The 24105-nt window shown below is 60.9% G+C and carries 14 protein-coding genes, 3 pseudogenes and 2 CRISPR repeat arrays; of the genes and pseudogenes, 9 read left to right on the forward strand and 8 right to left on the reverse strand.

Features of this window, described 5'->3' with window-relative positions; translation table 11 throughout:
- Positions 1-4: 4 nt before the first annotated feature.
- From BGC09_RS14240 to BGC09_RS14260, 5 genes are all read right to left on the reverse strand, one after another.
- On the reverse strand, positions 5-979 hold the full coding sequence (locus BGC09_RS14240) for a thiamine pyrophosphate-dependent dehydrogenase E1 component subunit alpha (RefSeq protein ID WP_069804653.1): 975 nt from the start codon (positions 977-979) through the stop codon (positions 5-7).
- Between the two features lie 334 nt (positions 980-1313).
- Positions 1314-1817 (reverse strand): PTS sugar transporter subunit IIA, encoded by a 504-nt coding sequence (locus BGC09_RS14245; protein WP_084658868.1) that lies wholly within the window; start codon positions 1815-1817, stop codon positions 1314-1316.
- A gap of 84 nt (positions 1818-1901) precedes the next feature.
- On the reverse strand, positions 1902-2375 hold the full coding sequence (locus tag BGC09_RS14250; protein ID WP_069804654.1) for a hypothetical protein: 474 nt from the start codon (positions 2373-2375) through the stop codon (positions 1902-1904).
- Positions 2376-2596: 221 nt separating this feature from the next.
- On the reverse strand, positions 2597-4117 hold the full coding sequence (locus BGC09_RS14255; protein WP_069804655.1) for a PTS galactitol transporter subunit IIC: 1521 nt from the start codon (positions 4115-4117) through the stop codon (positions 2597-2599).
- A 184-nt stretch (positions 4118-4301) separates the two neighbouring features.
- The gene (locus tag BGC09_RS14260) at positions 4302-4604 is read right to left on the reverse strand and encodes a PTS sugar transporter subunit IIB (RefSeq protein WP_069804656.1); all 303 of its coding nucleotides are present in this window, start codon (positions 4602-4604) and stop codon (positions 4302-4304) included.
- Positions 4605-5151: 547 nt separating this feature from the next.
- Between BGC09_RS14260 and ispD the strand changes: the two genes are divergently transcribed.
- The 8 genes and pseudogenes from ispD (at position 5152) to BGC09_RS14300 (ending at position 10866) form a co-directional block, all read left to right on the forward strand.
- Positions 5152-5886, forward strand: a complete 735-nt coding sequence (gene ispD / locus BGC09_RS14265; protein WP_176728930.1) for a 2-C-methyl-D-erythritol 4-phosphate cytidylyltransferase — start codon at positions 5152-5154, stop codon at positions 5884-5886.
- Positions 5887-6116: 230 nt separating this feature from the next.
- Positions 6117-6422, forward strand: coding sequence for a hypothetical protein (locus tag BGC09_RS14270; RefSeq protein WP_052890237.1), 306 nt, complete (start codon positions 6117-6119; stop codon positions 6420-6422).
- 70 nt (positions 6423-6492) lie between these two features.
- The gene (locus tag BGC09_RS14275; protein ID WP_069804657.1) at positions 6493-6942 is read left to right on the forward strand and encodes a transcriptional regulator GutM; all 450 of its coding nucleotides are present in this window, start codon (positions 6493-6495) and stop codon (positions 6940-6942) included.
- Positions 6943-7114: 172 nt separating this feature from the next.
- Positions 7115-7630: pseudogene (gene srlA, locus BGC09_RS14280) on the forward strand (PTS glucitol/sorbitol transporter subunit IIC); the annotation flags it as partial.
- Between the two features lie 128 nt (positions 7631-7758).
- Positions 7759-8283, forward strand: a pseudogene (locus tag BGC09_RS14285) (PTS glucitol/sorbitol transporter subunit IIB); the annotation flags it as partial.
- 206 nt (positions 8284-8489) lie between these two features.
- Positions 8490-8858 (forward strand): annotated as a pseudogene (locus BGC09_RS14290) (PTS glucitol/sorbitol transporter subunit IIB); the annotation flags it as partial.
- 176 nt (positions 8859-9034) lie between these two features.
- Entirely contained in the window at positions 9035-9553 is a 519-nt protein-coding gene (locus BGC09_RS14295) for a PTS glucitol/sorbitol transporter subunit IIA (RefSeq protein WP_084658877.1), read from the forward strand.
- Entirely contained in the window at positions 9550-10866 is a 1317-nt protein-coding gene (locus BGC09_RS14300; protein WP_069804658.1) for an NAD(P)H-dependent oxidoreductase, read from the forward strand. The genes BGC09_RS14295 and BGC09_RS14300 overlap by 4 nt, the downstream gene beginning before the upstream one ends.
- Before the next feature lie 491 nt (positions 10867-11357).
- Positions 11358-12651: a CRISPR direct-repeat array (repeat unit 37 nt; unit sequence GTTGCAGGGGAGTCGATCCGCACGAGGATACTGAAAG).
- Positions 12652-12736: 85 nt separating this feature from the next.
- On the opposite strand, the gene BGC09_RS14305 is transcribed toward BGC09_RS14300, so the two are convergent.
- From BGC09_RS14305 to BGC09_RS14315, 3 genes are all read right to left on the reverse strand, one after another.
- Positions 12737-18298 carry a DEAD/DEAH box helicase gene (locus BGC09_RS14305; protein ID WP_069804659.1) on the reverse strand — a complete coding sequence of 1854 codons (5562 nt, stop codon included), beginning with the start codon at positions 18296-18298 and terminating at the stop codon, positions 12737-12739.
- 394 nt (positions 18299-18692) lie between these two features.
- Positions 18693-19319, reverse strand: a complete 627-nt coding sequence (locus tag BGC09_RS14310) for a LuxR C-terminal-related transcriptional regulator (RefSeq protein WP_069804660.1) — start codon at positions 19317-19319, stop codon at positions 18693-18695.
- Positions 19320-19475: 156 nt separating this feature from the next.
- Complete coding sequence (locus tag BGC09_RS14315; RefSeq protein WP_069804661.1) at positions 19476-19961, reverse strand: response regulator; 486 nt, start codon at positions 19959-19961, stop codon at positions 19476-19478.
- A gap of 279 nt (positions 19962-20240) precedes the next feature.
- On the opposite strand from BGC09_RS14315, the gene BGC09_RS14320 reads away from it, so the two are divergent.
- Entirely contained in the window at positions 20241-23015 is a 2775-nt protein-coding gene (locus BGC09_RS14320; RefSeq protein WP_069804662.1) for a helix-turn-helix domain-containing protein, read from the forward strand.
- Positions 23016-23423: 408 nt separating this feature from the next.
- Positions 23424-24048: direct repeats of the CRISPR family, unit length 37 nt; unit sequence GTGGCAGGGGACTCGATCCGCTAGAGGATACTGAAAG.
- Positions 24049-24105 lie beyond the last annotated feature (57 nt).

Raw genomic sequence — 24105 nt, forward strand, 5'->3', positions numbered from 1 at the left:
CCGCTCATGCGTACACTCCTTCCAGGAGAGAGTCGGGATCGGGTTCGGGGCTGGCCAGAGCGAACTGATAGGCTTCCTCAATAGCCTGGTAGGCCGCGGCTTCCTCGCGCTCGATCTCCTCTTGGGTCAGCAGGCTGTGCTCGCGCAGATAGGCGGCCAACCGCTTGATGGGGTCGCGCTCCTGCCAGGCGCGGATCTCATCGCGTGTGCGGTAGCGGTTCTGGTCGCTCTTGGAGTGACCTTTGTAACGATAGGTGACGGCCTCGATCAGGGTTGGACCCTGGCCGGAGCGGGCGCGAGCGGCAGCACGAGAGACGGCCTCGTAAACGGCGAAGACGTCGTTGCCATCGACGCGCTCGCCGGGAATGCCGTAGGCCACGGCACGCTGGGCAATGGTCTCGCAGCGCGTGGCCTTCCGCACGGACATCGACATGCCGTACTGGTTATTCTCGCAGAGGAAGATGACGGGGAGATCCCAGATAGCGGCCAGGTTGATCGACTCGTGGAAGGTGCCTTCGTTGGCGGCGCCGTCGCCGAAGAAGCAGAGGCAGACACGATCAAGTCCCTGCATCTTGATGCTGAGTCCGACGCCGGTGGCAATGGGGATACCGCCGCCGACCACGCCGTTAGCGCCGAGGTTGCCGGAGGCGACGTCGGCGATGTGCATGGAGCCACCGCGTCCGCGGCAGTAGCCGGTTTCTTTGCCGAGCAGCTCGGCCATCATCAGCTTGAGGTCGGCCCCTTTGCTGATGCAATGACCGTGACCGCGGTGGGTGCTGGTGATATAGTCATCGGGCCGCAGGGCCTGTAAGGCCGCGGCGGCGGTAGCCTCTTCTCCGATGGAGAGATGGGTGGTGCCGTGGACTTCTCCGCGCATGAAGAGTTCATCAACCTTTTCTTCAAAGGCGCGGATGCGGTACATGGTCTGCAGCAGGCAGCGCATCTGCTCGGGAGAGAGGGCGGGAACCGCTTCAGACATAGCTGGCCTCTCCTGCTCTGTTGCACAAATATTCAATAATGCACACATATTCAATGTACCATGCTGAAGGGCAGCTGTCAATAGGCGGGCGGCGTGAAGCGAGGCGGGGAGCGGGATGGGAGGCCGTTCTCTTCCTTCCACGCTGGGCTTGATCAAGGGAACGTTCCTCAGAGGCTGTATGAGATGCTTCGCGATGAAACGAAACCATTTCCCCGGGTAAAGAAGCGTCAGGGCTGATGACGTGAAGCACGGAAGAAGGCGGCGAGGCGGGGAGCCAGGGGCCTGCTGGGGCAGGAGCGCTGGTCTGTCTGCCTCCAGCGGGCCCGGACTCTCGCTACCCCTCGTTCACGGCGATTTGCAGCATGCTTTGCAGGCAGGCTTTGATCTCCTGGGGCGTCTGCAGGGCAATGAAGTGCTCATAGAAGCCGGGCTGTTGCAGCGCACAGGTCACAGCCTGCAAAAAAGCCAGCTGTGCGTCTCCGGAAGTCAGCACGGGGAAAATAGCCAGCCGGCAGAGGTGCTGCCGTGCGGGATCATCCATCGCCTGAAAAGGTAGCGCCTCGCTGAGCAGAGCCACCACCAATGCTGGCTGAATGACATGCTCGAAGTCGACGTGGGGCAGGGCCACGGCGAAGTCGCCGAAGTCCAGTCCTGTCGGATACTGTCGCTCGCGCTCCTGGACGCCCTCCAGATAGCTCGGGTGCACCTGGCCGCGCCGCAGCAACTCTGCATGCACGCAGGCAAACAGCTCCTCCTTGCTTCTGACCGCCAGGCCCCACAGCACCAGCACTGGCATCGTGATCCCACTGAGCGTTAGCTCTAGCTCGATCGGTTCCATGTTCCGAGTAATGCCCTCTCCTATCGTCGTCGTCGTCGTCGGTCGCTTCCTTTCTTACTGATCCTGTCTGGAAACAATGCAGACTCATTGGTCCAGGGGCCGCGCGCTTAGCGCCGTGCGGGACTGGCGGCGCCGGTGGGACGCAGACGGCGGGTGGGACGCTGCTGACTGGGGGGTCAGGCGGAGCAGCAGACGAGCCAGGCCCTCCGCAGTAAAGCCCACTTCCGCGCGCAGGGCCTCGGGAGTGGCTCGCCGTATCCAGAGGCCGTGGCGGGTTGGCATATAGCGCACGCGGGCCGCCGCCTCCTGCCAGCGTGGTTCCAGGACCGCTAGCAGTTGCTGGGGCGTCCCCGGCTGCGAGGGATCGCAAAGCGGCAGTAGCTCCTGTACCCAGCGCCGCAGCTGCTGCCGCAGACGGATCACTCCGCGCAGGCCCCAACAGACCACTCCCATCCAGACCAGCAAGAGCAGACCAATGGGCAAGGAATGGGTCAGATAAGCGTTTTCCAGGGCGCGCCCCAAAGGCCCCATCAAATAGTCGACCAGAACGCCGATCATCGTTGGTTGGCTCCCTTTCTTCTGCTTGCTCTCCGTCCCATTAGCCTGGCCAGGCCAGGCAGGCCCTTCCTCGGCCCACGGCCAGCCGGGCGCTCGATCGCCCTGGTTCCAGCCGCACCGCGGCGGGCCAGAGCGATCCGCCCGCTGACCGTGTAGTGAGCCTGGCCGGTAGGCAGGCAGGCAGGCAGACAGACAGACAGACAGACGGTCCAGAGCTGCCTTTAGCCCTGGCCAGCGATCGCCTGGCCGCTGGCGCCCTCGGCCTCGATCCCGACCCCGGCTTCGTTCTCCGGTGTCTCTGCCTCCTCGCGCACGTAGAGGGCCTTATCGTCGATGCCGGGCACATGGGAGCGGCAATAGAGGAAGTAGATGATATAGCAGGCCACCGTGAAGGCCACCCACAGTGCCGACCAGATCAAGAAGACCGGTCCGTAGGAGCCAACCTGCTGCAGCGAGAAGAAGAAGACCAGTGCAAAGGAAATCAAGTGAGCGCCAGAATCGAGGCTAGAGATAGAGATTGCCCCCTTGGGGATAGCGAAATGGGCGCCCTTGGCCAGCACCACCGTCATCGGCGCCAGGAAAGTACCCACTGAGAGAATGCCGGCCATAAAGATCGTAGCGATGATCACCCCACGGATCACATTACCGCGCGACCAGGTCGTGGCCCAGATCACCAGGAAGGGCAGGACTGCCAGATCGGTGAAAGGCAGCACATGGTTCAGGCCAAGGAAGCTGAGAGCGATCGCCAAAATGAGCGTGATTGGCACCATCAGCAGGGCCACCGTCATATTATTGGCGAAGCCGATCACAATAGCGGCATCCAGGCCGATGTAGAGTTCCCGGCCCGGGAAGCGCTGGCTGATGAACGTCTGTGCGCCCTCCGAGAGCGGAACCAGGCCCTCCATCAGGATAGCCACCATGCGCGGCAGGACCAGCATCACGGCGCCCAGCGTAATACCAGTCGTCAGGATCTTGGCGAAGGAGCCGCCGAAGTCGCTGCTCAGGCCCGGGAAATAGGCCAGGAGGCCGATGAGCAGGCCCAGGACCAGCCCGATGATCATCGGCTCGCCGACGATGCCGAAGCGCTCCTGAATGGTGCCGGTATCGGCGTGCAGCTTATTGAGGCCGGGAATGCGGTCCAGCAGCTTGTTCAAGACCCAGCCGACCGGCGACCAGTCGACGGTACTGCTGTGCGGCAGCGAGATGCCCGGCAGGCCGTAGTAGTCCTGGACGACGGGAGCCGAAAGGTCGGCCAGCTTGAGGATGAACAGCTCAGTGAGCAGGGCCAGCGCCAGGGCGATAAAGAAGTTGCCGGTGATGACGTAGACGAAGGCCGCGGTAAAGATAAAGTGCCAGTAGTTCCACATGTCGATGTCGAGCGTCTTGACGAAGCGCACGACAATCAACAGCAGGTTGAGCAGGATACCCAGAATGAAGACCCAGGGAACAACGGAGACAGTGCCGAAGGAGATGGCGGCAGCCACCGGCCAGCCGACATCGATGACGTCGAGGTGAATGCCGAGGTTGTTGACCATCGCCTGCGCCGCCGGCCCCAGCGTATTGACCAGTAGGCCGATCACCAGGTTGATGGCGATGAAGCCAACGCCGATGGTGATGGCGGCCCGCAGCGAGCGCCCAAGAGGCATGCGGAAGATCATGCACAGAATAAAGATGATGATGGGCATCATGACGCTGGGGCCAAGATTCAAGATATAGTTGATAACGCCCATAACAGCGGACATGGCTGGTTCCTCCTACCCGTAGTGAGGATAAAAAGCCAACTCTTTGCGTACATCTCTACTCTTGCGCGCGATGTACGCCCGTTCGCGAACCTTGCGGTGATTGTCTGCTCTGTCTGCTGCGTGCCTGCCTACCCTCTACCTGCTTGCCAGGGGGTTCCTCTCTTGTTTGCTAGCGCAACTCAGCTCAGCTAGCGCTGAGAGTCTTAAGATAGGCGGCAATCTCGTCGGCGAGCTGGTCGGCTCCCACGCCGCTGATGAGGGGCAGGCCGTTGAAGACCTTGACGGGCACTTTCACAGCGACCTGGGTGGTCGAGACGATAGCGTGTGGTCGAAAGGTGGAGACTTTGCCAGCGACTTCGGCGGCTTTACACGAGGCGGTTGTAACGCTGAGGCCGCGACTCTTGAGCAGGCGCTTGAGTTTGTCGGCGGCCAGGGTTGAGGTGGCGATCCCGGTGCCGCAGCTGACGAGGATGCGTAGATCGGACATGGGCGGAAAAACCTCCTGGCAACTGGTCACAGCTCTGTGAAGTGCTCCCGACTCGTTTCTCCGCTGCCCAGCTGGAGACACGAGAGGGGCGACGGCTCTTCCTTGAAGAGAAAATATCAGGAAGGAAGGCTGATGCTTCTGCTGGCCTTGTCCCGCGACGCCGCAGGGGGCCATATGTTGCTCTCCTCTGCTCTTCTTGCTCTCCCTCCTTTCAAAGGGCACACCTGAAGATTTTAAAATGGTCGATCGCTCGATTTGTAAAGTTTTGCCCTTACTATAAACTGCTCCATTCCGGTTGTTTCTATGGTACCTGATGGTGACGACTGTTGTCAACCCTTGTGCATAAGTGGACAATTGTTCACTGCCGCTCGCCCGGGCAGGGAAATGCCGCTCGTGCGCGCTGGAGGGCTGGACGCTGGCCAGAGTGGAAGATTGCGCGGGGAGGCGACTGGGCGGTTGCGGTTTTTCTCTATGCCGCCCGCTTGACATTCGCCAGAGGGCAAGGTATACTATGCACAAAATATCGAATGTGCACAAAGGTGAAACGGTGTTCGACCAGCGGAGTGCAGCGAAGCACGTTGTGGCCATCGTGCTGGCGGCGGGCCAGGGCAGGCGTATGGGGCTGCCGATCAACAAAATCTTCCTGCCCATTCATGGCAAGCCGGTTATCATCTACACGCTGGAAGCCTTTGAGCGCTGTCCAGTGATTGACGAGATCCTGCTCGTCGCGGCGGCTGGCGAAGAGGAGCAGCTTGCCAAGCTAGCACAAGCGGCCCACTGTCAGAAAGTCAGGCGTATCGTCCAGGGTGGTCCGACGAGGCACGCCTCCGAGCAATGTGCGCTGGAGGCCCTGCGTTCGCGCATCGAGAGTGGCGAGATTGACCTGATTCTGATCCATGATGGGGCCCGTCCCTTTGTGCTCCTCGAGCGCATCCAGCAGCTGGTCGAGGCGGCGCGTGCCTGTGGTGGGGCTATTCTGGCCATGCCGCTGCAGGAGGAGGAGCTGATCGTCGAAGTGGATGAGCAGCAGGCCATCTGCCGCCGCTTTGCTGGTCAGCGGGCCTGGCGGGCCCAGACGCCCCAGGCTTTTCGTGCGGCCTGGTTGCTGGCGGCCTACGATCGGGCGCGTCAGGACCAGTTTGAGGGGACCGACACGGCGGCCTCTCTGGAGCGTCTCGGCTATCCGGTGGCGGTGGTCGAAAGCGATCAGAGCAATCTGAAGATCACCACCGCTTACGACCTGTTGCAGGCCGAGCGGCTCTGTCGCCACTATGGTCTCTAGGCGGGTCGGAGGCCGGGTCAGGTGGCTTACCTATTTCTTTCTGATTGGAAGTAGGCTCTGTCTAACGACGTTAGTGACACTTCGCCTTGCTGGCAATGCGTGATGGAGGGCAGGCCCTGGCCGGGCGGGCTGGGCTAGCGAGAGCGCCTTGAGCAAGCGCTTCAGCCAGAGCTGTCCTGTTCGTCTCCATCGCTGATCGATCGTCGAGGAAAGAGGGGGCGTCGCTCGCTATGATAGCCTGCCAGACTGAACTGGACTGCCTCTACTGCGGTCGTCCGACGGTGCACACGGTCTTTTATGCCTCGCTCTATATCAAGCGGATCGTCTGCCATCGTTGTGCCCACGCCGTTGAAAAGCCAGCGGCTGTCTTACTCCGCCAATATTGTCGTGATCTCCCCTGGCGTGCCACCGCCCTCGCGCGTCGCTTAAAGCATGAGGCGCAGGCCGATCCACTGCTCTTCGTCTCCAGCTTGCCCCGGCGCGTGGTCAACAAACCGATCGAGCTTTCCCGTGAGCTAGCCGAGGTCTGTCTGTAGGAGCGAAGTTCTTCGCGGCTCCAGACGGCCACGCGCTCGCCGCGTTAGAGTATGACATCAGGAGGTTCGTATGATCGAGCAAGTTGCCCTCGCTGCCCTGGTGGCCTGGTGCCTGCAGCTGGCTCTGGCCTACTGGCAGGCGCGGCGCTTCTATCGCGACGTGAGTCGTCTGCGCCGGCTCGGGCCTTGCGCCACTGCGATGGCTGGGGGGCGTTACCGCGGGCGCACCTATGTGGTGCTTGTGGCCCATCCCAAGCGGCGGGCTATTCTCGCTGCCCGGCAACTCAGTGGCTTCACGGTCTTTGCGCGGCTCCGTCCCCTGCCCCAGGTTGAGGGGCGTCCGCTCGACGAGCTACTCGTTCCCGAGACGCTTGGGGCGCTTGGGCTGAAGCCGCGCCTGATCGAGGCGGTCAGGACCGCTGCCAGCACGCTTCAGGACTCCTTCGAGCGTCAGACCGCGAAGGTAGCTGGTGGGGGAAACGTGCTCCCCCCGCGGACGTCGCTGCAGCCGCTGGCTTGAAAGGTGGGTAATCACTCACTCGGCTTACTCGCCAAGGCACTCGCTCAGCTCTTCTCACTGCTGAGTAGTCCTCGCCGGCTGCTACCTGGCTCTGGTCCTGGCCAGCTGGCCTGTGTGGTGGTCTGAGAGGACAAAAGATTGTCACAATGTCCTTTTGTCTGGAGGTGACTCTGTGGAGATCGCAGCCCGTATTGCCGAAGGCTTCATCGGCATGTTCCAAAAGGGGGGGACGACCTTTGTTGGTCTGGTCACGGGCATCATCCCCCTGTTGATCGTGCTGATGACTGCCGTCAATGCCCTGGTGCGCCTCATTGGCCCCGAACGGATCGACAAGGTGGCCATGATCAGTAGCCGCAATGTCCTGCTGCGCTATCTGGTCCTGCCCTTTCTGGCCGTCTTCTTCCTGACTAACCCGATGGCCTACACGATGGGGCGCTTTCTGCCGGAGAAGCAGAAGCCGGCCTTCTATGATGCGGCGGTGTCTTTTGTCCATCCCATTCTTGGTCTCTTTCCCCATGCCAATCCGGGTGAGATCTTTGTCTGGGCTGGTATTGCGGCGGGCATTACCAAGCTTGGGCTGGGGCTAGGGGATCTGGCGATTCGCTATTTCCTGGTGGGCCTGTTAGTGATCTTTATTCGCGGGCTGGTGACGGAGCGCATCACGGCCATCATGTGGGCGCGGCGCTCGGTGCCCGAGGGCCAGAGCCAGGGTGAGGAGTCAACGTCGGCAGCCGAGGCGGCCCCTGCTGTGGAAGCGGGCGGGGCGGCCTTCGCTAGCGGAGAGGAGGCGTAGTCATGCAAGTTGTGGCGCGTGGTCTGGAGGCCATTGGGCGGGCCGTTGGCAATGTGGTCGGCATCCTGTATCAGGCTGGCCGTGACACCATTGACCAGGTGATCCGCAATATTCTGCCGTTCATGGCCTTCATTAGTATGGTCATTGGCATCATTCTCTACACGGGGATTGGCAACATTATTGCTCATACCCTGTCGCCGCTGGCCTCGAATATTTTCGGGCTGCTGCTGATGTCGGTGATCTGTGCCATTCCGATTCTGTCGCCGTTGCTGGGTCCCGGGGCGGTGATCGCCCAGGTTGTGGGGACGCTGCTGGGCGTGGAGATTGGCCTGGGCCATATTCCGGCGCAGTATGCGCTGCCGGCCCTCTTTGCTATTAATCCGCAGGTCGGTTGTGACTTTATCCCGGTCGGGTTGGCGCTTGGTGAGGCCGAGCCGGAGACGACCGAGATCGGGGTGCCAGCGGTTTTGATGTCGCGCCTGATCACGGGGCCGCTGGCGGTGGTCATTGCCTATCTGGCCAGCTTTGGGATGTATGCCGGCCATTAGGGCTGGCTGAGTGAATGAATGAGTGAGTGGGGGTGGATAGGGAGGGGTGGAGGGAGGTTGTGCTGTGGCTCAGGCCGGGCGGGGTGACGGCGATGGTGGATTACTCTCGCTGCGCGGCGTTGGTTGCCCGAGGCTGGCTGGTTGGCCTGTTGCCTGTCTGCCTGGTCTGGGCCTGATCGCTTGAGGAGAGAAAGGAGTGTGCGACGATGCCTTATCGTGCTGTGAAGATTGCGCGAGGACGCGGTGGCTGGGGCGGGCCGCTGGTTGTCAAGCCCGAGCCAGGAAAGGATCTGATCTATTGCGTGACCGGTGGGGGCATTCATCCGGTGGCGCAGCGCATTGCGGAGCTGAGTGGCGGGCGAGCTTTCGATGGCTTTCGTTCGTCGGCCCCTGAGAAGCAGATTGCCTGTGTGGTGATTGACTGCGGCGGGACGGCGCGCATCGGGGTCTATCCGATGAAGAAGATTCTGACTATCGATGTGAAGCCGAGTTCGCCCTCGGGGCCGCTGATGAAGTTCATCACGGAGCAGCTCTTTGTGTCGGGGGTGCGCCCCGAGGATGTGACGCTGCTTGAGGAGTCCTGATGACGGGGGCTGGTCGGGCCTCGCTCTCGTTGGCGCTGGCTGGTGCTCTTTGGGCTGCTGGCGAGGGTGGAGTCAGCGCAGGGGCGAGGCAAGGCTGGCGCTGAGTTGTCTAGAGGGCGGGCGGCTGTTGTGAGCGCTTACTCAAGGAGGGAGGAGGAGAGACGGCTATGTCTCTGCTGCGTTTCAATCACTTTCTTGGGGCGGGAATGGCGGGCGCCGAGGGGGCGGGGACTGCTGGGGAGGGGGTGGAGCTGGGTGCGGGGAGGCGGGTTTTGCTCAAGTATCGGGCGATGATTGGGGAGATTGGGCCGCAGGTGCCGGAGTTCCTGCCGCATGGCATTTTGATTTTCTTTGGTCCGCAGGCGCCGGCGGAGCTGCGCGAGGTCTCGCTTGTCCATTCGGGGGCGACGTTGCAGGGGGCGATCGAGGTGGGCGACTGGCTTTGCTTCCGGGAGCCGTCTGACGATGGCGGCGAGGTAGGTCGGGTGTTCACGTATCGGGTGACGGCGGTCGGCGAGGTGGCCAGTGCCAATCTGGCCGAGCTGGGTCATCTGGTGGTGCATTTCGATGGCGCGGCGGAGGCGGCGCTGCCCGGGACGATCTCGGTGGAGCCGGCTCTGCTCCATCTGCCCCCGGTGGGAACCATTCTGGAATTGCTCAGACTGGAGGATTGCCACGAGCTATGAATCTGGTTGCGGAACTTGAGGCGCGTCAGCGCGAGGGGCGTCCGATCCGTGTGGGGCTGGTGGGGGTTGGTCAGATGGGGGCGGGTCTGATTGCTCAGGTGAGTCAGATGCAGGGCATGGAGGTAGTGGCGGCTGCCGATATTGAGACGGAGCGAGCTGTGGCGGCCTTCCGCGCCTGTGGCTATAGTGAGGAGGAGGTGCTGCTCTTGCCGCCTGGGGCCAGCAGCCACGAGGCCGATGCGGCGGTGCGAGCTGGCAAGCGGGTGGTGACGGCGCGGGCGACCTTGGTCCCTGATATCGCTTCGCTGGATGCTGTGGTGGAAGCTACGGGCGTGCCTGCTGTGGGGGCGCTCGTCGCCTATCGGACGATTCTGGCGCGTCGTCATATCATCATGCTCAATGTGGAGACCGATGCTACAATCGGCTATTTGCTGAAGCGTATGGCCGATGCGGCAGGCGTGGTTTATACGACCTCGGCAGGCGATGAGCCGGGGGCGATTTTGGAGTTGTATGATTTTGCTCGCTCGCTCGGCTTTGAGATTGTGGCGGCTGGCAAGGGGAAAAATAACCCGCTGGACCGCGGTGCGACGCCGGAGCAGTTGGCCGAGCAGGCGCGGAGCCGGCATATGAGTCCCCATATGCTGACATCGTTTGTCGATGGGACGAAGACGATGGTGGAGATGACGGCAGTGGCCAATGCGACGGGGTTGGTGCCGGATGTCAGTGGAATGCATGGGCCGCAGGCGACGCCAGAGACGCTGGCGCAGATTTTTTGTCCGCGTGAGGATGGGGGCATTCTGGGACGACGGGGTGTGGTTGATTATGCGCTGGGAAGCGTGGCGCCGGGGGTCTTTCTGGTGATTACGACTCAGCAGCCGAAGGTGATTGAGGATTTGCGCTATTTGCGCCTGGGCGAGGGACCATACTGGGCGCTCTATCGTCCGTATCATCTGGCCAATCTGGAGACGCCGCGTTCGATTGCCCAGGCGGTTCTGTATCAGCAGGCGACGCTGGCGCCAGCGGGGCCACCGGTGGCGGAGACGACGGCGGTGGCGAAGCGCGATTTGCAGGAGGGGGAGGTGTTGGAGGGGTTGGGGGGAACGTCTCTCTATGGCAATATTGAGCGGGTCGAGGTGGCGCGGGCGCAGCGAATGCTGCCGTTGGGGTTGACGGCGCGGGCGCGGGTGCGCCGTCCAGTGGCTCGCGGTCAGACGCTGACCTACGATGATGTGGAGCTGGATGCCCATTCCTTTATAGTGCAGGCACGGCGTATGCAGGATGCACTGATTTACGATGGGGAGCCACCGCTGTAGCTGAGACGATAGGCCCGGTGTCAAGGCAAGGGGGATTACGGTGGATGCACCTCTGATGCTGTTTGCCGTTGATGGCTGGACTGACTGGGCGGGGGCAGATGAGAGCGGATAGCCTGGCTCTCTGCTGCTCCCGCCTTCATTGTGACTGACTGGCTGAACTGACTGGGAGAGGGTCGAGGGTGGGCGTGAAAAGGCCCTTTTGAGGGGCTGATTCGAAACTCTCCGGGCTCTCCCCGGAAATGCGGTCAGAATCTGACCGCATTTCCCTGGGAGCATGCATCTTTTGCTGCTTTTATTATTGAAAGTATGTTGATGCTCTCTCGAAACTCGCCCCTTGCGGCTTGCAAAAAACGAGTTTCGAGAAAGGTCGTGATACGATAGATTTTGGCAGGTGGGAGGAGAAGAAAATGAGGCTCTCAGAAGCCAAAAACGGGGCCTCGATCGTTATAGAATAGGTGAGAAGTATCCCTGATGCTCCTCCGCTGCCTGCGGTTGCAGGGGAGTCGATCCGCACGAGGATACTGAAAGCTTTGAACTGTCTGCTTTCTTTTGAATACAAGCACGGGTTGCAGGGGAGTCGATCCGCACGAGGATACTGAAAGTCGCGCTATTTTATATCGCTTTGTGCATTATTTGCTGGTTGCAGGGGAGTCGATCCGCACGAGGATACTGAAAGATGGCTACAGCGGCGAGAGCCGGCCAGGCTGGCTCGGTTGCAGGGGAGTCGATCCGCACGAGGATACTGAAAGTGCGAGATCTCCCGGCACAGTACCAGCCGGAGGGCGTTGCAGGGGAGTCGATCCGCACGAGGATACTGAAAGGCTGCAACATGGCACAATGTGGGCACGCAAAGCCAAGTTGCAGGGGAGTCGATCCGCACGAGGATACTGAAAGTCGACAGTCGCAAGGAAGCTACGAAAGGAAGGGTGAGTTGCAGGGGAGTCGATCCGCACGAGGATACTGAAAGACGCGGTATCGCGGCTTGCGAGCGGCCAGTCCGTTTGTTGCAGGGGAGTCGATCCGCACGAGGATACTGAAAGATAAAGCGGTCAGCTCATCTTCCGGCTACCGGACGGTCAGTTGCAGGGGAGTCGATCCGCACGAGGATACTGAAAGGTTCTGGCGGTACTGGACGATGGGGCAAATATCATGTTGCAGGGGAGTCGATCCGCACGAGGATACTGAAAGGGTCTTTGGCGGGAGTGCTGCGGGAACCCTGGGGTTCGTTGCAGGGGAGTCGATCCGCACGAGGATACTGAAAGACGTATGAAGATGAACATATACAACAACAATGCTTAGCAAGTTGCAGGGGAGTCGATCCGCACGAGGATACTGAAAGGTGCTGTTAAGTACGTTTCTGAGAACAGGAAAACTAGTTGCAGGGGAGTCGATCCGCACGAGGATACTGAAAGGTGCTCGCCACATAATGCCGCTGCAATGCCATGTGGGTTGCAGGGGAGTAGATCCGCACGAGGATACTGAAAGAACTATTTCGAAGTAGCTGACGCCGTTGGCAGTGGCGTTGCAGGGGAGTAGATCCGCACGAGGATACTGAAAGGCAAGAAGATTTATTTCTCGCGTTCCGGTACAGGCCAGGTTGCAGGGGAGTAGATCCGCACGAGGATACTGAAAGATGACGAAGCTCTAGATGCTGTGTCGCTCTATAGCCGGGTTGCAGGGGAGTAGATCCGCACGAGGATACTGAAAGCGTTCCGGTTGCCAGCGCAGGGTCGACGTCCGGGCACTGAGTTGCAGGGGAGTAGATCCGCACGAGGATACTGAAACACAAGGGTACTGAAAGAAAGCATGAAAAAAAAGCGGCGCCCGCGGGTAAATCCCACGAGCGCCGTTAGCCGTTTGCGGTCACAGCCTACCTGGAGCCGGACATGGCACTATGAACCTCCTGCGCCACTCCCGGCAGATCGTGACGCAGCTCGTAGTCACTTACCAGACAAACCCTCGGTCCAAGCTCCTGCAAGGGATGTCCGGTTTGCTTATAGTCTTGCTCAACAGGATAAGTACCGACAGCGAGCAGGTTGCCATCCTCGTCCTTCGCAAGCAACGGCACTAACTGACCCGCCAGCCAGTCCGGCTGATGACAGTCGTAGCCCTGCAGCGTCAGAAACTGAGCCAGGCCCTCAAGCTGTCGCCTCTGCTCCTCCAGGGAGAAGGCCGCCGGCGCTCGCTGCTCGACAATCGCCTGCAGCAGGCGCCGGCCAAGATGACGGTCGAGGCGATAGTGCAGCATGCGGTTGCCATAGTTGCGCAAACAACGATAACAGGACTGCTCGCAGTGCTCTGGGCACTCCTTGAGAATCTCTAGCGTCTTGTCAAGCAACTGCTCGATCTCCTGGCCTACCTGAGTGGCATAGCCCGCCCCACCGGCCAGCGCATCGAACAGGAAAAAGTCAATACTGCGTCCTACCAGCACGCCATTGCCCATCGGCGTGTAGTTCCAGCCGATGCGCAGCTCGCCCGACTGGATGTCCAGCAGGCGAGTGGCTGCCAGTTGCAGGGCCTGGGCCAGCGTATGGGCGGCGTCCGCCAGCCAGCTCTGCCCAACCTCATAGCGTGTCCCCCAGGGCAGCGTCAGGCGTAGCAACAACAGATCACTTCGGAAGATATGGCCGAGATAGCCATACCAGTATGAGCGGCTTTTACAATATTGCTCCTGGGCACTCAGGAAAGGACGCGGGTGAGCATGATAAGAGGAACCTTCCAGCGCCGCGCTGCTCGCCCCAACCACAGCGGCGCCACAGCTCCGACAGATAGTGAAGCCGGTGCCACCAGGGCCGGCATTGACGATGAGCAGCTCCTGATTCTCCTTGTATGCCCAGGCTGTGCCCCCGTTCGACGTCTCCCGATCCAGACGGTCGCGACTGGTCAAGGGCATCACCTGATGAGCCGCCGTGTAGATGATTCCCTGCTCTTGCTGAGCACTGTGGGCAGACGAGCGACGCTCACGCGAAGTGGCCCCCCACGGCGCAAAGGCTGGCGGATCAAGAATCTCCTGTTCTCGTAAGGGGGTATGACACTGGGGACAGGGCTGTTCCAGCACTCCGGTGCTGCCGTTTTCTCCCTTGCGGGTGGTGGTCTCTTCAAGATAGCCACAGACCTGACAGAGCAGAAAACGTCGTCGGGCCTGCTTAAAGAAGCGCTCCACTGGCGACGGTGCATTGCTGGGTGCCAGACCAGGAAAGAGCGTCACGTAGATGCCGCCGCTCTGATAGGTCTCCTTATTCACCACCAACTCACGCCCGGGCGCGTACTCCGTCAGTGCGATATCGACGCTCTGCTGCGGACGCTCCCGAAAGCCAAATCGCTGATGATTCTTCTTTTCGATGACGAAGCTGCGCAGCTCGCGCGGAAAAGCATACTGTGGCAGCAGGCCCTGATCAAAGAACAGGTCAAGTAAGAGAACCTCTTTCACATCATCGGCGCTGCTGGCGCTCATCCAGCCCGCCGACAGGAGCAGGCGCTGCTCCTCGAACTCCCGCTGCAGCTCCTCCAGACGCTCGCAGAGCCTGGCCCCAATCTCGCCAACGATGGCAAACTTGCGCTCGAGATCGCAGCGCTGACCCTCGATCTCATCTGGCAGCCAGGCGATAACGTGGCGCCTGAACTCAAGGGGGCGCTCTCTGAGCATCTGCTTCAGCCACGTGCCGAAGCGGCTCAACGTCGCCGCTCCTTTCTCTTGGAAGAAATCACTGGCGCGCCCCAGGGCCTCGGGAAGCGAACTGCGCTGTAAAGCGGCCTCCGTCTTGCCCTCCACGTATTCGCGGAAAAAGGTCTGCAGGAGGGCAGCCTGAATGTGGCGCGTGAGCAGGCGCTTGTTAACGGGGGAGAGACGCGGGCAGGGCACCGGATCGCTGATCATCTCCTCGGGGTGGTCGAAGTAGTGGCCGTCATGGCTGCCGTTCTCGCTGTAGGCCAGCACCGTTGAAAGTGCGGCCCCGCGCCGTCCGGCCCGTCCGGCGCGCTGCTGGTAGCTGGCGCGCGTCGGCGGGATGTTGCGCAGGCCCACCCCCAGCAACTGGCCAATATCGACGCCGACCTCCATCGTGGTGGTACAGCTCAGCACGTCGATGGCCGGCTTCTCTGCTGAGATGCCGATCTCCTGAAAGCGCAGCTCGTACTCCTCAGTGGTCGACGAGACCGCCTGACTGTCGCGGTGGGAGAGCTGGGCGGTATGCTCCTCGGCGGTCAGGTGCATGGGACGGCGCTGTCCGGCCAGCACCTGGCGCAATGGCTCGCGATAGAAGGCCGTGCGGGCCTGTAAACTGATGTCCTCGGTAGGGAGAGGCTGCAGATTCTCGCTCCGACAGCTCCTGGCCGGGCAGCGTCCGCGCAGCGGCTGCCAGACGAGCTGTGTGCAGTCGCGACACTGATACCACTTATCGTCAAGAGTCAGACGCAGGGCTAGCTGTTCTGGGCGGAGAAAACGCGGCCCGTTGGAGGAAGAACTGCAGAGTACATCGATCATGGCCTGGCGAAACTCTTTTTCGTTGCCGACCTTGAGCAGCTCTCTGGCCATTTTTTCTGCCTCAAGCGGCGACTTGTCCTCCCGGAAACCTTCGCCGGGGACAGTCATCTGCCGATCCGAGAAGGCGATGCCATCGTCGAAAGCGCTCAATTCAAGCAGTTCGGCGATCCACTGGATCGCCAGGGCCCGCAGCTCCTCATCGCTCAGCCCGCTAGCGGAGAATTTACGGTGCAAGGCCCTGAACGCGGCTGGCGCCGGTTCAATAATGGCGATGCACATGCGTGGCAGCGAATAGAAGCGGTCGGCAACCTGGCGCAGGAGAGCGCGGCGATAGCCAGGGATCAGGGCCGGCGTCCAATCTTCAGCAATGGCCAGGTCTTCATTCTCTTGGTAATCCTGGCGGAACTCGTGGATGCGCCTGAGTAGCTCCTTCTGAGAGTCACCATCGAAAAAGTAGAGATCATATTTAGAACAGACGATGATAAACTCCCGCTGCAGCTTCCCATCGAGCGGCACCAGCTCCTGACCGTGGCGCTGGCGCAGGCGATCCGCGGCCAGGATGAGAGCCTCGCGGAAAGTGTCTAGCTCAACCTCGCGCGGTAGATCGCGCGCCAGACGCGCCGCACGCTGGCGGCCATCCGAAAAGAGCAGGACCTTGCGTCCCATGTTGGGGGCCGCCTCTCGGGCTGGTGTACGTGGCGGCTGCAGCTCAAACTGACGCCGCACCAGGTTGACAAAGGGTTGCTCGCCGCGCGTCGCCAGACTGGCCAGGGCATCAGATGTGGTCAACCGCTTGAGGCAGACCGGGCAGCTCTTCCAGCCATTGCCGGCTGCTGGCTGATCCCCTCCATTGCTGGCGTTAGAACTTGTTTTGCTCTTGTTCTCAGGAGCAGGTCGATAGAGGGTGATAAACTCTTCCTCGCGGCCCCAGGCCCATGTCGATTGTAGCCCTTTCCCGACCACGTAGGCATTGCCAGTTTGGATGTGCAGGCGCAGCTCCTGCAGATGCGACTGTGTGGAATGCTGCCGGGGATGGGGAGAGCCGATCAGGAGCAGCTCCTCATGGGCCTGGTTACGGTCCTCGCCCGGCTCGTGCCAGAGAAACTGAGTCTGGGGGCCAGCGCTGCCCGTCGTCGTGAAAACGCGCAGGAAGAGGGCCCCGCAGTTTCGGTGCGCATACAGCTCGTAGACGCGCGCGCCGCAGTCGCAGTGCAGGCGGGGACTCAGCCAGAGCCGGCCCAGCGTCGACGGTCCGTCTGTCTGGTGCAGGAGCGCGCTACAGCGTGGATTGACGCAGGCGTAGAGCGTCGGCAGGCCGCGAAAGAGGAAATGGGCGCGCACCGGCAGCAGGGGCTGATCATCCTCACGGCAGGCGGCGGCAGCCAGACTGAGCAGGGCACTGGTGGCGCGAACGCGCTCTTGCTCGGAGAGCGACGGGAAAAGCCGGGCGGCCAGCTCGCTCAAGGCGCGGGCCTTGCCGGCGGTCTGGCTCCATAGCAGACGGAAGCTTTGCAGACTGCTCAGGCAGCGACCCAGATAGAGCGGTAACTCGGCCAGGGAGGATGGAGCTGGCCAGCCGAGGCGCTGGCTGAGGTCCTCTACGGCTCGCAGAGCAGCGCCCTCGTCCAGAACTCGATTGGCGAAAGCCGTCAGGTCGAAGGCCGCCAGCGCTGCGCCTTCGGTCTCTGGCGTCGGCCTGGGGAGCGGTCGCCCGTTGACGACGCTGGGAGCCGAGGGCGGCTGGCTTGGCTCGCCACGGACGATGGCAAAGCTGGCGCCGGCTGAGCCGCGGGCCCCTACCAGTCCTTCGGCAAAGGTCAGAATGCCCGTCTCGCCGGCGCTGGGGTCCAGACTGGCGCTGGTCAGAATGTAGCGCACACGCTCGCGCCCGATGCCAAGGCGGGCCTGCAGGCGGCGCAGGAGCAGCGAGATCTCTGCACCGGTGGCACCGCTATAGAGGTGCGCCTCATCGAGCACAATCAGCAGGCTGTTAGCCGGATGGCTCTCCAGCCATTGGGCGGTCTGGGCAAAGATGCTGCGCTCGATGGGGCGCATCAGCATATATTCCAACATGGAATAGTTAGTAATCAGGATGTCGGGGCAGCAGCGCTGGATTTGGTGACGGCTGTAGAGTTCGCGATCGTCAGCGTCGATCTCGACTGCTCCCCGGATGGCGGCATCGTGCAGGCGTTCCAGATTGCAGGCCGGCCAGCGTCCCCTCTCTTCCTGCTCCTGACGTTGCTCTGGGGATACATTGGCGTAGAAATCGAGCAGAGGGAGCAGTTGGGCCTTGTTGCGTTCCTGGCTCATCTGGCCTGGGTAGGGAGTACGTGAGGTATACATGCCGAAGCGAAGCGGGCGGCTAACGCCGTAGCGCTCTTTGAACCAGCGAGCAAAGGCATGATTGCCGAAGAGACGGCGCAGGCGGACCAGTTGATCGTTGACGAGGGCATTGGTGGGATAGAGAATGAGGGTACGCATACCGGGTAGGGCAAAGCTCTCGCGGCGCTGCCCGGCTTCGTCGAGGCTGCGGGCAAGGATCGTAAGCAGGAAAACCTCCGTTTTGCCCGAACCGGTGCCGGTGGTCAGGATCAGATCGCGGTCTTGTCCGAGCAGGGCCTCCAGGGCCTCGCCCTGGTGGGGATAGGGCTGGGGAGGGATGAGTGGAGGCAGGCCAGTAGCCTGGCCAGCCAATTCGGCCAGGGCCTGGCCTATGACGGGCGGCAGATCCAGGTTGGTATAAGAGCGCCCGCCAGGGTAGCCAGGGGTGCTTTCGATATAGGGTTCGCGTGCAATGACCTTCGGCTCCTCCAGCAGCCGGCGACGCTCCTCAACGACGTCGCTGTGACGAATAGGATATTGGGCCTCAATATAACGGATCAGTTGCTGCTGAAGCTCGCGCGCGATCGTTGAAAGGTCATAGTGCTGTTGGCTGGTGGTCTGATTCATAAGTGCTCCTTGTTTCAAGCTCTCACCGCAGAGCCTGCTGCCGGGAAGGTCGGTGAGGGCAAGGAAAGCTCAGGAACAGGTTTCCTCTATCGCTGTGGTGTCAGACCGTGATAGGCGAGGCGATCAAGGCGGGGCGGGCGCTCAGCGCGGACAGTCCTTTCTGAGCGGAAGAGGGCCGGGCTGGGAAGCCTGCGCCGCTTCTCTCACGCTGGGAATCGAAGTGCTGCCAATTATAGCATGGCTCTGCTGCTTCAGTAAAGTGTGCCTCCTGTCTGCTCTGCTGGAGGCTGCCATAATTCGCTCTGAGGGAGTGGGCAGAGAGAGGGATCAAGCAAGCAATAGGTCTCTGCCCGGGGTGCGCGGGACGAGCCTGGCCAACCGATTGTTGGCTCGCTCAGGGCAGTGCTCTGGGTGGGGACTCTGGCCGTTGGGATGGCGAGGTAGGCTCTGCCTGCTCCAGCCAGAGGAGCAGCTCGGGCGGGCACTCTTCCCAGGGGACATAGTCTAGCACCGCCGAAGCCGGCACGTCGAGCGGCAGATCGAGGCGCTCGTGAACCTGTTGCCGGTGGGCGTAGACGGTGTTGCGACTCACTCCCAGGCGCCTGGCCACCTGGGCAGGTGTCAGGCCGAGACGCAGTAAGAGGAGCACCTGCCAGCGTCGCTGCCCGCGCAGGAGGCCGGGGCGGTTATTGGATTCTCGGGGGGGCGGGGCCTGGATGGCTGGCAGTGGCGAGGCGGGCGGCAGGGGAGGGAGTGGCTCAGGAGGGAGCAGCTCGGGTGGACAAAGCTCCCAGGGAATATGAGGCAGCAGATGGCTGCGACGTGGCAGGCCGAGGCGATGGCGTAGCTGTGCGAGCTGGACGGTGACCGTGCCGGGAGACAGGCCCAGCTGCGCGGCAATGGCCCGGCGCGAGTGGCCCAGGCGCAGCAAGAGGACGATCTGCCACTGGCGACGGGTGAGGGGGCGTCGGAGCCGCCGACTTGCTGATCCAGAGTGCGAGCGTGGTGAGGGTGAAGTCATGAGATGATCCTCCTTCTGACTGAAGCATCATATGGCCTGACCTGCCGACAGGCGATCAGCCAGAGAGCTGGCGGACCTCCTGCCGGTGGCCTGGCTGACGAGCAAGCGGATGAATGGACGAATAGCTATCAGGATGAGCAAGCAAGCTATCTATGATCAAGGGAAAAAGGAGGGGGGTGGCAGGGACTGGGCGGTAGGGACTGGGGGGAGCGCAGGCGGGGGAGGGAGTGGGGTGAGGTGTGGACCAGGCGAAGAGGATAGGAGATTGTGGACAATGGTGAGCAGGTCGGCGATGGTGAAGGGTTTGGCCAGGAAAGCGGAGGCGCCGGCCAGGCGAGCCTTGAGGCGGTCGAGGGTGCTGTGACGGCAGCTCAGCATCAGAATGGGCAGGCGGGACAACTGGGGAGAGCGGGTCTGGTGGCGCAGGAGATAGGTGAGCTGGAGACCGGAGAGATGGGGCAGGAGCCAGTCGAGCAGGAGCAGATCGGGCGGGGGTGCTCCGGGGCTGGTCAGCGCTGAGAGGGCGCTGAGGCCGTCGCTGCAGGTCTGGACCTGGTAGCCGGCGCGGCTGAGGGCCACGCGCAGCACCGTTCGACAGACCAGCGAATCGTCAACTACGAGAATGGTCGGTCCTGGGCGCATGATCTTGGCCTCCTTTGCTTGGATGTATTCCTCACTTCCCTCTTGGGTTACTCATGTTCATAGATTGATTTTTTCTTGCACTCGATGTATGCTCAAAGGCATGAGGATATCTTACGGCACTCGCTTGTTCCTGCCAGCTCATCTGGCGCTCCTTTGATAGGGAGCTTGTTTTTGCAGAGAGTATAGCTGGGAAAAGTGGGAAAGCAATTGTATTCCTGAAACTTCAGCAACGACAGCTTATCTTCAGGCCAGCGAAGGTCGGGAGGGTTGGTAACGGTGATGAGAAGTGTACACCAGGCGCGTGACTTGGGGCTATTTGTGGAGAATCTGCGCGCCCAGGCTGGCCTTTCGTTAACCACGCTGGCCAGTCTGGTAGGAAGCAGCAAGAGTACGCTCTCGCGACTGGAACAGGGACAAATTCCTCTGCCCGCACGCGGCAAAAACCGTATGCTACTCATTGCGCTGGTGCATCTGCTCTGTAACGCGGCCAGCGAACGCGATCGTATCCTCTCTCTGGCTTCTATTGATCCGGCCTTGCTCACTCTTGGAGAGCTGATTGTCCTGGGCCTCTGGCCGCCATCTTCCTCTCACGGTGTTCGCTCGCTGCCCCGTGAGGATGTGGAACAAGGCAGGGTAGAAGTACTACGGCTGTTGACACAACTGGAAGAGTGGATGCGTGAGCCTGCGGTCTCTCATTCAGAGCAGGTGAGTACACTCCTACGTCGAAAGATCGCTCGCTATCGCGTATTGCTTGAAGAACTGGAGCAGCAGCTTACCTGGATTCAGCATACTTCCCACCTCGGAGAGCCAGGCGCTTCCCCAGGACATGGAACGCATCTCGATCAAAGCCGCAATATGCAAACTGGTACCTCTCCCGTTGAGGAACGATCACAGACATCTTCTTCCTCTGCACTATCTCCTGACCTCTTCAACCTGGCGTCAGCAAGAGCGCGCTGGCTGATGCAACAGGCAGGTGTTGAACGCTTTGCTGTCGACGAGTGTATTGTGCTCACCGCCAGCGAAGGCTTTAGAGGCTGGGACAAGAGGCAGATCCAGATGACGACCCTGGCGCAGCCGTGGCCCCTCCCCGAGGATCTGGCTGCCGTCCTGCGCGAGCGGCGGGCGGCATTGGAGGAAAGTGCGCTCAACGCTCCACACTATCAACTGGTCTCGCTGACCCCAGCCTGGAGTGAGCTTGATGGTTTGAAGCTCATCCTGGCCCCGCTCCGTTTCTACGATTATATGGCATTGCTTCCGATCCTTGATAAACCACTTCTCCCCTCTCAAGATGGTCGGCTTCTGAGTATTCGCGAGAAATATGGAAGTGCTGCCTTATATACCCGCTCTTACTCCCGCAGTGTGGCCTTGATACCAGCGCCGGTAAGCATTCAGTGTCTGTTAGAGACGCAAGATGAACGCCTGGTACTTGTGCAGCGCTCGGAAGCGGTGGCATTCTATCCTGGTTGCTGGTCAGCATCCTTCGAAGAGACCATGAATGCGCCAGGGCAGGTTGCTGGGTCCTTTCAGTCGGGCGATGCTCATGTCTTCGACGCTGCTTATCGCGGACTGGAGGAAGAGTTTGGCCTACCGGCGGAAGCGGTCGAGGAGATGAAAGCTCTCTCGCTCAACGTCGAATATCCGACGCTCTCGGTTGATGTCTTCATGCTGATCAAGCTGGCGCGGCCTTTCGCCGCTGTCAAGGAGCGCTGGCTCATCAGTGCGCGTCACCGCGACGAGGCGCTACAGATGACAGGGATCGCGTGCCGGCTTGACGAGGTGGTGGCGACGCTCTTTGCACCTCGCCAATGGCACCCGACGTCACGGATGCGCCTGGTTCAATGGCTCATTCAGCGCTATGGGTTGGATGCCGTGGTGGCGGCAATCAAGGAACAGAGCCAGAGTGTAGCGCTATCTGATGGACCAGCACAGGAAGATCAAGAACGCCGATTAGGGCTATCCGAGGCGACTGGTGCGGTACTGTTGGGAGCGACTGGAACGGCTCGTGACGAGCGAGAGGAGGTGAAGCCAGTGATTGGAGCGGCCTATGGCGCCGAGCAGAGGTCACGATCTGACAAAGCGCTCTCGCTCTCAGATCTGGCTGCACCTGAGACTGTGCAGTTGATGCAAGAGGCCGGGATTGACAGTCTGGCTGTAGATGGACTGATTATGCTCACCAGCAGTGCTGCCTTTCAGGGCTGGCTGCCTGCCGACATTGTGACGAGGCGGCTGGCCAGGCCGTTGCCGGTTCCCGAGGAGGTCGAACGTTGTCGGCAACGCTATTTGCCTCCGGTAGCCGCCCATTTTACCAATTCCTCTCATTATCGCCTGGCTACTTATACTCCCGCCTTCAGTGACCGTCGAGGGCTGGAAGTGATGCTAGCACCGATCGGCTTCCATGACTATTATCCGCTGGCGTATGCTCTAGATGAACCGTTGTTGGAGGGTCCGACGGGGCCGTGTAGTCTGCGCCAGAAGTATGGGGTGACAGCTTTGCATTATCTTCCCGGGGTCTATCCGGCGCTTCCCATGCCGGTGAGCCTGCAGGGAGTGGTACTGACCAGTGATCAGCAGGTCATACTGATGCGGCGCTCGGAGGCAGTAGCATTCTACCCTGGTTGTTGGTCAGTATCTTTCGAAGAGACTATGAATGCGCCGGGCCTGGACCCGCGCGGGCACGAGCGTTCGGGTGATAGTGATTTCTTTGCTTGTGCTCGGCGTGGAATCAGGGAGGAATTTGGGCTAGGGCCAGAGGCGATTGAGGAGATCAGGATACTGTCGTTAAACCTTGAGTACTGGCTGCTGGCGGTCGCTGTAGTGGCGGTGATCCGTTTACGTGTTCCAGCGGATGAGGTACGTAGGCGCTGGCTGTTGCAGGCGGCTGATCGGGATGAGGCTGCCCAACTGAGCACGTTCACGCTGACTCTGGGAGCGGCTTTACAGGAGCTGGGCAGTGGGAGGCGCTGGCATCCGACGGCACGCATGCGTCTGCTCCAGATGCTTTTTCATGTCTACGGCGTTGATGAGGTGCAAAGAGCGCTGGCTCATCAGGTGTGATCTGCATTGAGGAGCGCCTGTTTGCAGCGCGGGCCGGCGGCTGGTCCGCGAGCTTTTTGTTTTTGGGGAGGAGAGAAGAGAGGGAGGAAAGGGAGCCTGGCCAAAAAATGGCCCATTTGAGAGGCCGATTCGAAACGCTCCCGCGGGTGCCCCCCAATCCGGTCAGATTCCGGCCACTTTTGGCCGGAATCTCGCACCTTTTGCTGTTTTTATAACCGAACATATATTGGTGCTTTCTCGAAACTCGCCCCTTGCGGCTTGCAAACAACGAGGTTCGAGAAAGGTCGTGATACGATAGATGTTGGTAGCTGGGGAAGGGAAAAAACGAGGCGTTCAGATGCCAAAAATGGGGCCTCGATCGTTCTAGAATAAGTGAGAAGTATCCCCGATGCTCTTCCGCCGGCTGCGGTGGCAGGGGACTCGATCCGCTAGAGGATACTGAAAGCTTGGGCGTCGAGATGAACACTGCACGGCCATTGGGTGGCAGGGGACTCGATCCGCTAGAGGATACTGAAAGGACCAATGAGAATCGCGCGTAAGAGATCACCGTGACTGGTGGCAGGGGACTCGATCCGCTAGAGGATACTGAAAGAGAATACAAATCCGTCTTCTTCAGCAGCATCTTCTGTGGGTGGCAGGGGACTCGATCCGCTAGAGGATACTGAAAGCAAAGTAGCCACATGCGAAGTACGTGTACTTCGGCGTGGCAGGGGACTCGATCCGCTAGAGGATACTGAAAGTTCTATGGCCGGGGTTACCCCCCATTTTCGACAGCTCAGTGGCAGGGGACTCGATCCGCTAGAGGATACTGAAAGCCTTGCTCCTGTCAGGTTGGTTGGTAGGATTAGAGTGGCAGGGGACTCGATCCGCTAGAGGATACTGAAAGCACGCTGCTGGATCTGCCGCAAGAAGCGGGCGCGCGGTGGCAGGGGACTCGATCCGCTAGAGGATACTGAAAGAACACCTCGGCCAGGAGACGCAACGAGCGCTTTGGCCGTGGCAGGGGACTCGATCCGCTAGAGGATACTGAAAGATTGCAGTTGCAGGGTCGTGCTCAATGCATCAACTGTGGCAGGGGACTCGATCCGCT

It is taken from the genome of Thermogemmatispora onikobensis (assembly GCF_001748285.1).
Classification (GTDB): domain Bacteria; phylum Chloroflexota; class Ktedonobacteria; order Ktedonobacterales; family Ktedonobacteraceae; genus Thermogemmatispora; species Thermogemmatispora onikobensis.

What these genes read in the sequence shown, in the direction of transcription:
- BGC09_RS14240 (WP_069804653.1), bottom strand. Translation starts at nt 979, where the DNA reads ATGTCTGAAGCGGTTCCCGCCCTCTCTCCCGAGCAGATGCGCTGCCTG.
- BGC09_RS14245 (WP_084658868.1), bottom strand. Translation starts at nt 1,817, where the DNA reads ATGGAACCGATCGAGCTAGAGCTAACGCTCAGTGGGATCACGATGCCA.
- BGC09_RS14250 (WP_069804654.1), bottom strand. Translation starts at nt 2,375, where the DNA reads ATGATCGGCGTTCTGGTCGACTATTTGATGGGGCCTTTGGGGCGCGCC.
- BGC09_RS14255 (WP_069804655.1), bottom strand. Translation starts at nt 4,117, where the DNA reads ATGTCCGCTGTTATGGGCGTTATCAACTATATCTTGAATCTTGGCCCC.
- BGC09_RS14260 (WP_069804656.1), bottom strand. Translation starts at nt 4,604, where the DNA reads ATGTCCGATCTACGCATCCTCGTCAGCTGCGGCACCGGGATCGCCACC.
- BGC09_RS14270 (WP_052890237.1), top strand. Translation starts at nt 6,117, where the DNA reads ATGATAGCCTGCCAGACTGAACTGGACTGCCTCTACTGCGGTCGTCCG.
- BGC09_RS14275 (WP_069804657.1), top strand. Translation starts at nt 6,493, where the DNA reads ATGATCGAGCAAGTTGCCCTCGCTGCCCTGGTGGCCTGGTGCCTGCAG.
- BGC09_RS14295 (WP_084658877.1), top strand. Translation starts at nt 9,035, where the DNA reads ATGTCTCTGCTGCGTTTCAATCACTTTCTTGGGGCGGGAATGGCGGGC.
- BGC09_RS14300 (WP_069804658.1), top strand. Translation starts at nt 9,550, where the DNA reads ATGAATCTGGTTGCGGAACTTGAGGCGCGTCAGCGCGAGGGGCGTCCG.
- BGC09_RS14305 (WP_069804659.1), bottom strand. Translation starts at nt 18,298, where the DNA reads ATGAATCAGACCACCAGCCAACAGCACTATGACCTTTCAACGATCGCG.
- BGC09_RS14310 (WP_069804660.1), bottom strand. Translation starts at nt 19,319, where the DNA reads ATGACTTCACCCTCACCACGCTCGCACTCTGGATCAGCAAGTCGGCGG.
- BGC09_RS14315 (WP_069804661.1), bottom strand. Translation starts at nt 19,961, where the DNA reads ATGCGCCCAGGACCGACCATTCTCGTAGTTGACGATTCGCTGGTCTGT.
- BGC09_RS14320 (WP_069804662.1), top strand. Translation starts at nt 20,241, where the DNA reads ATGAGAAGTGTACACCAGGCGCGTGACTTGGGGCTATTTGTGGAGAAT.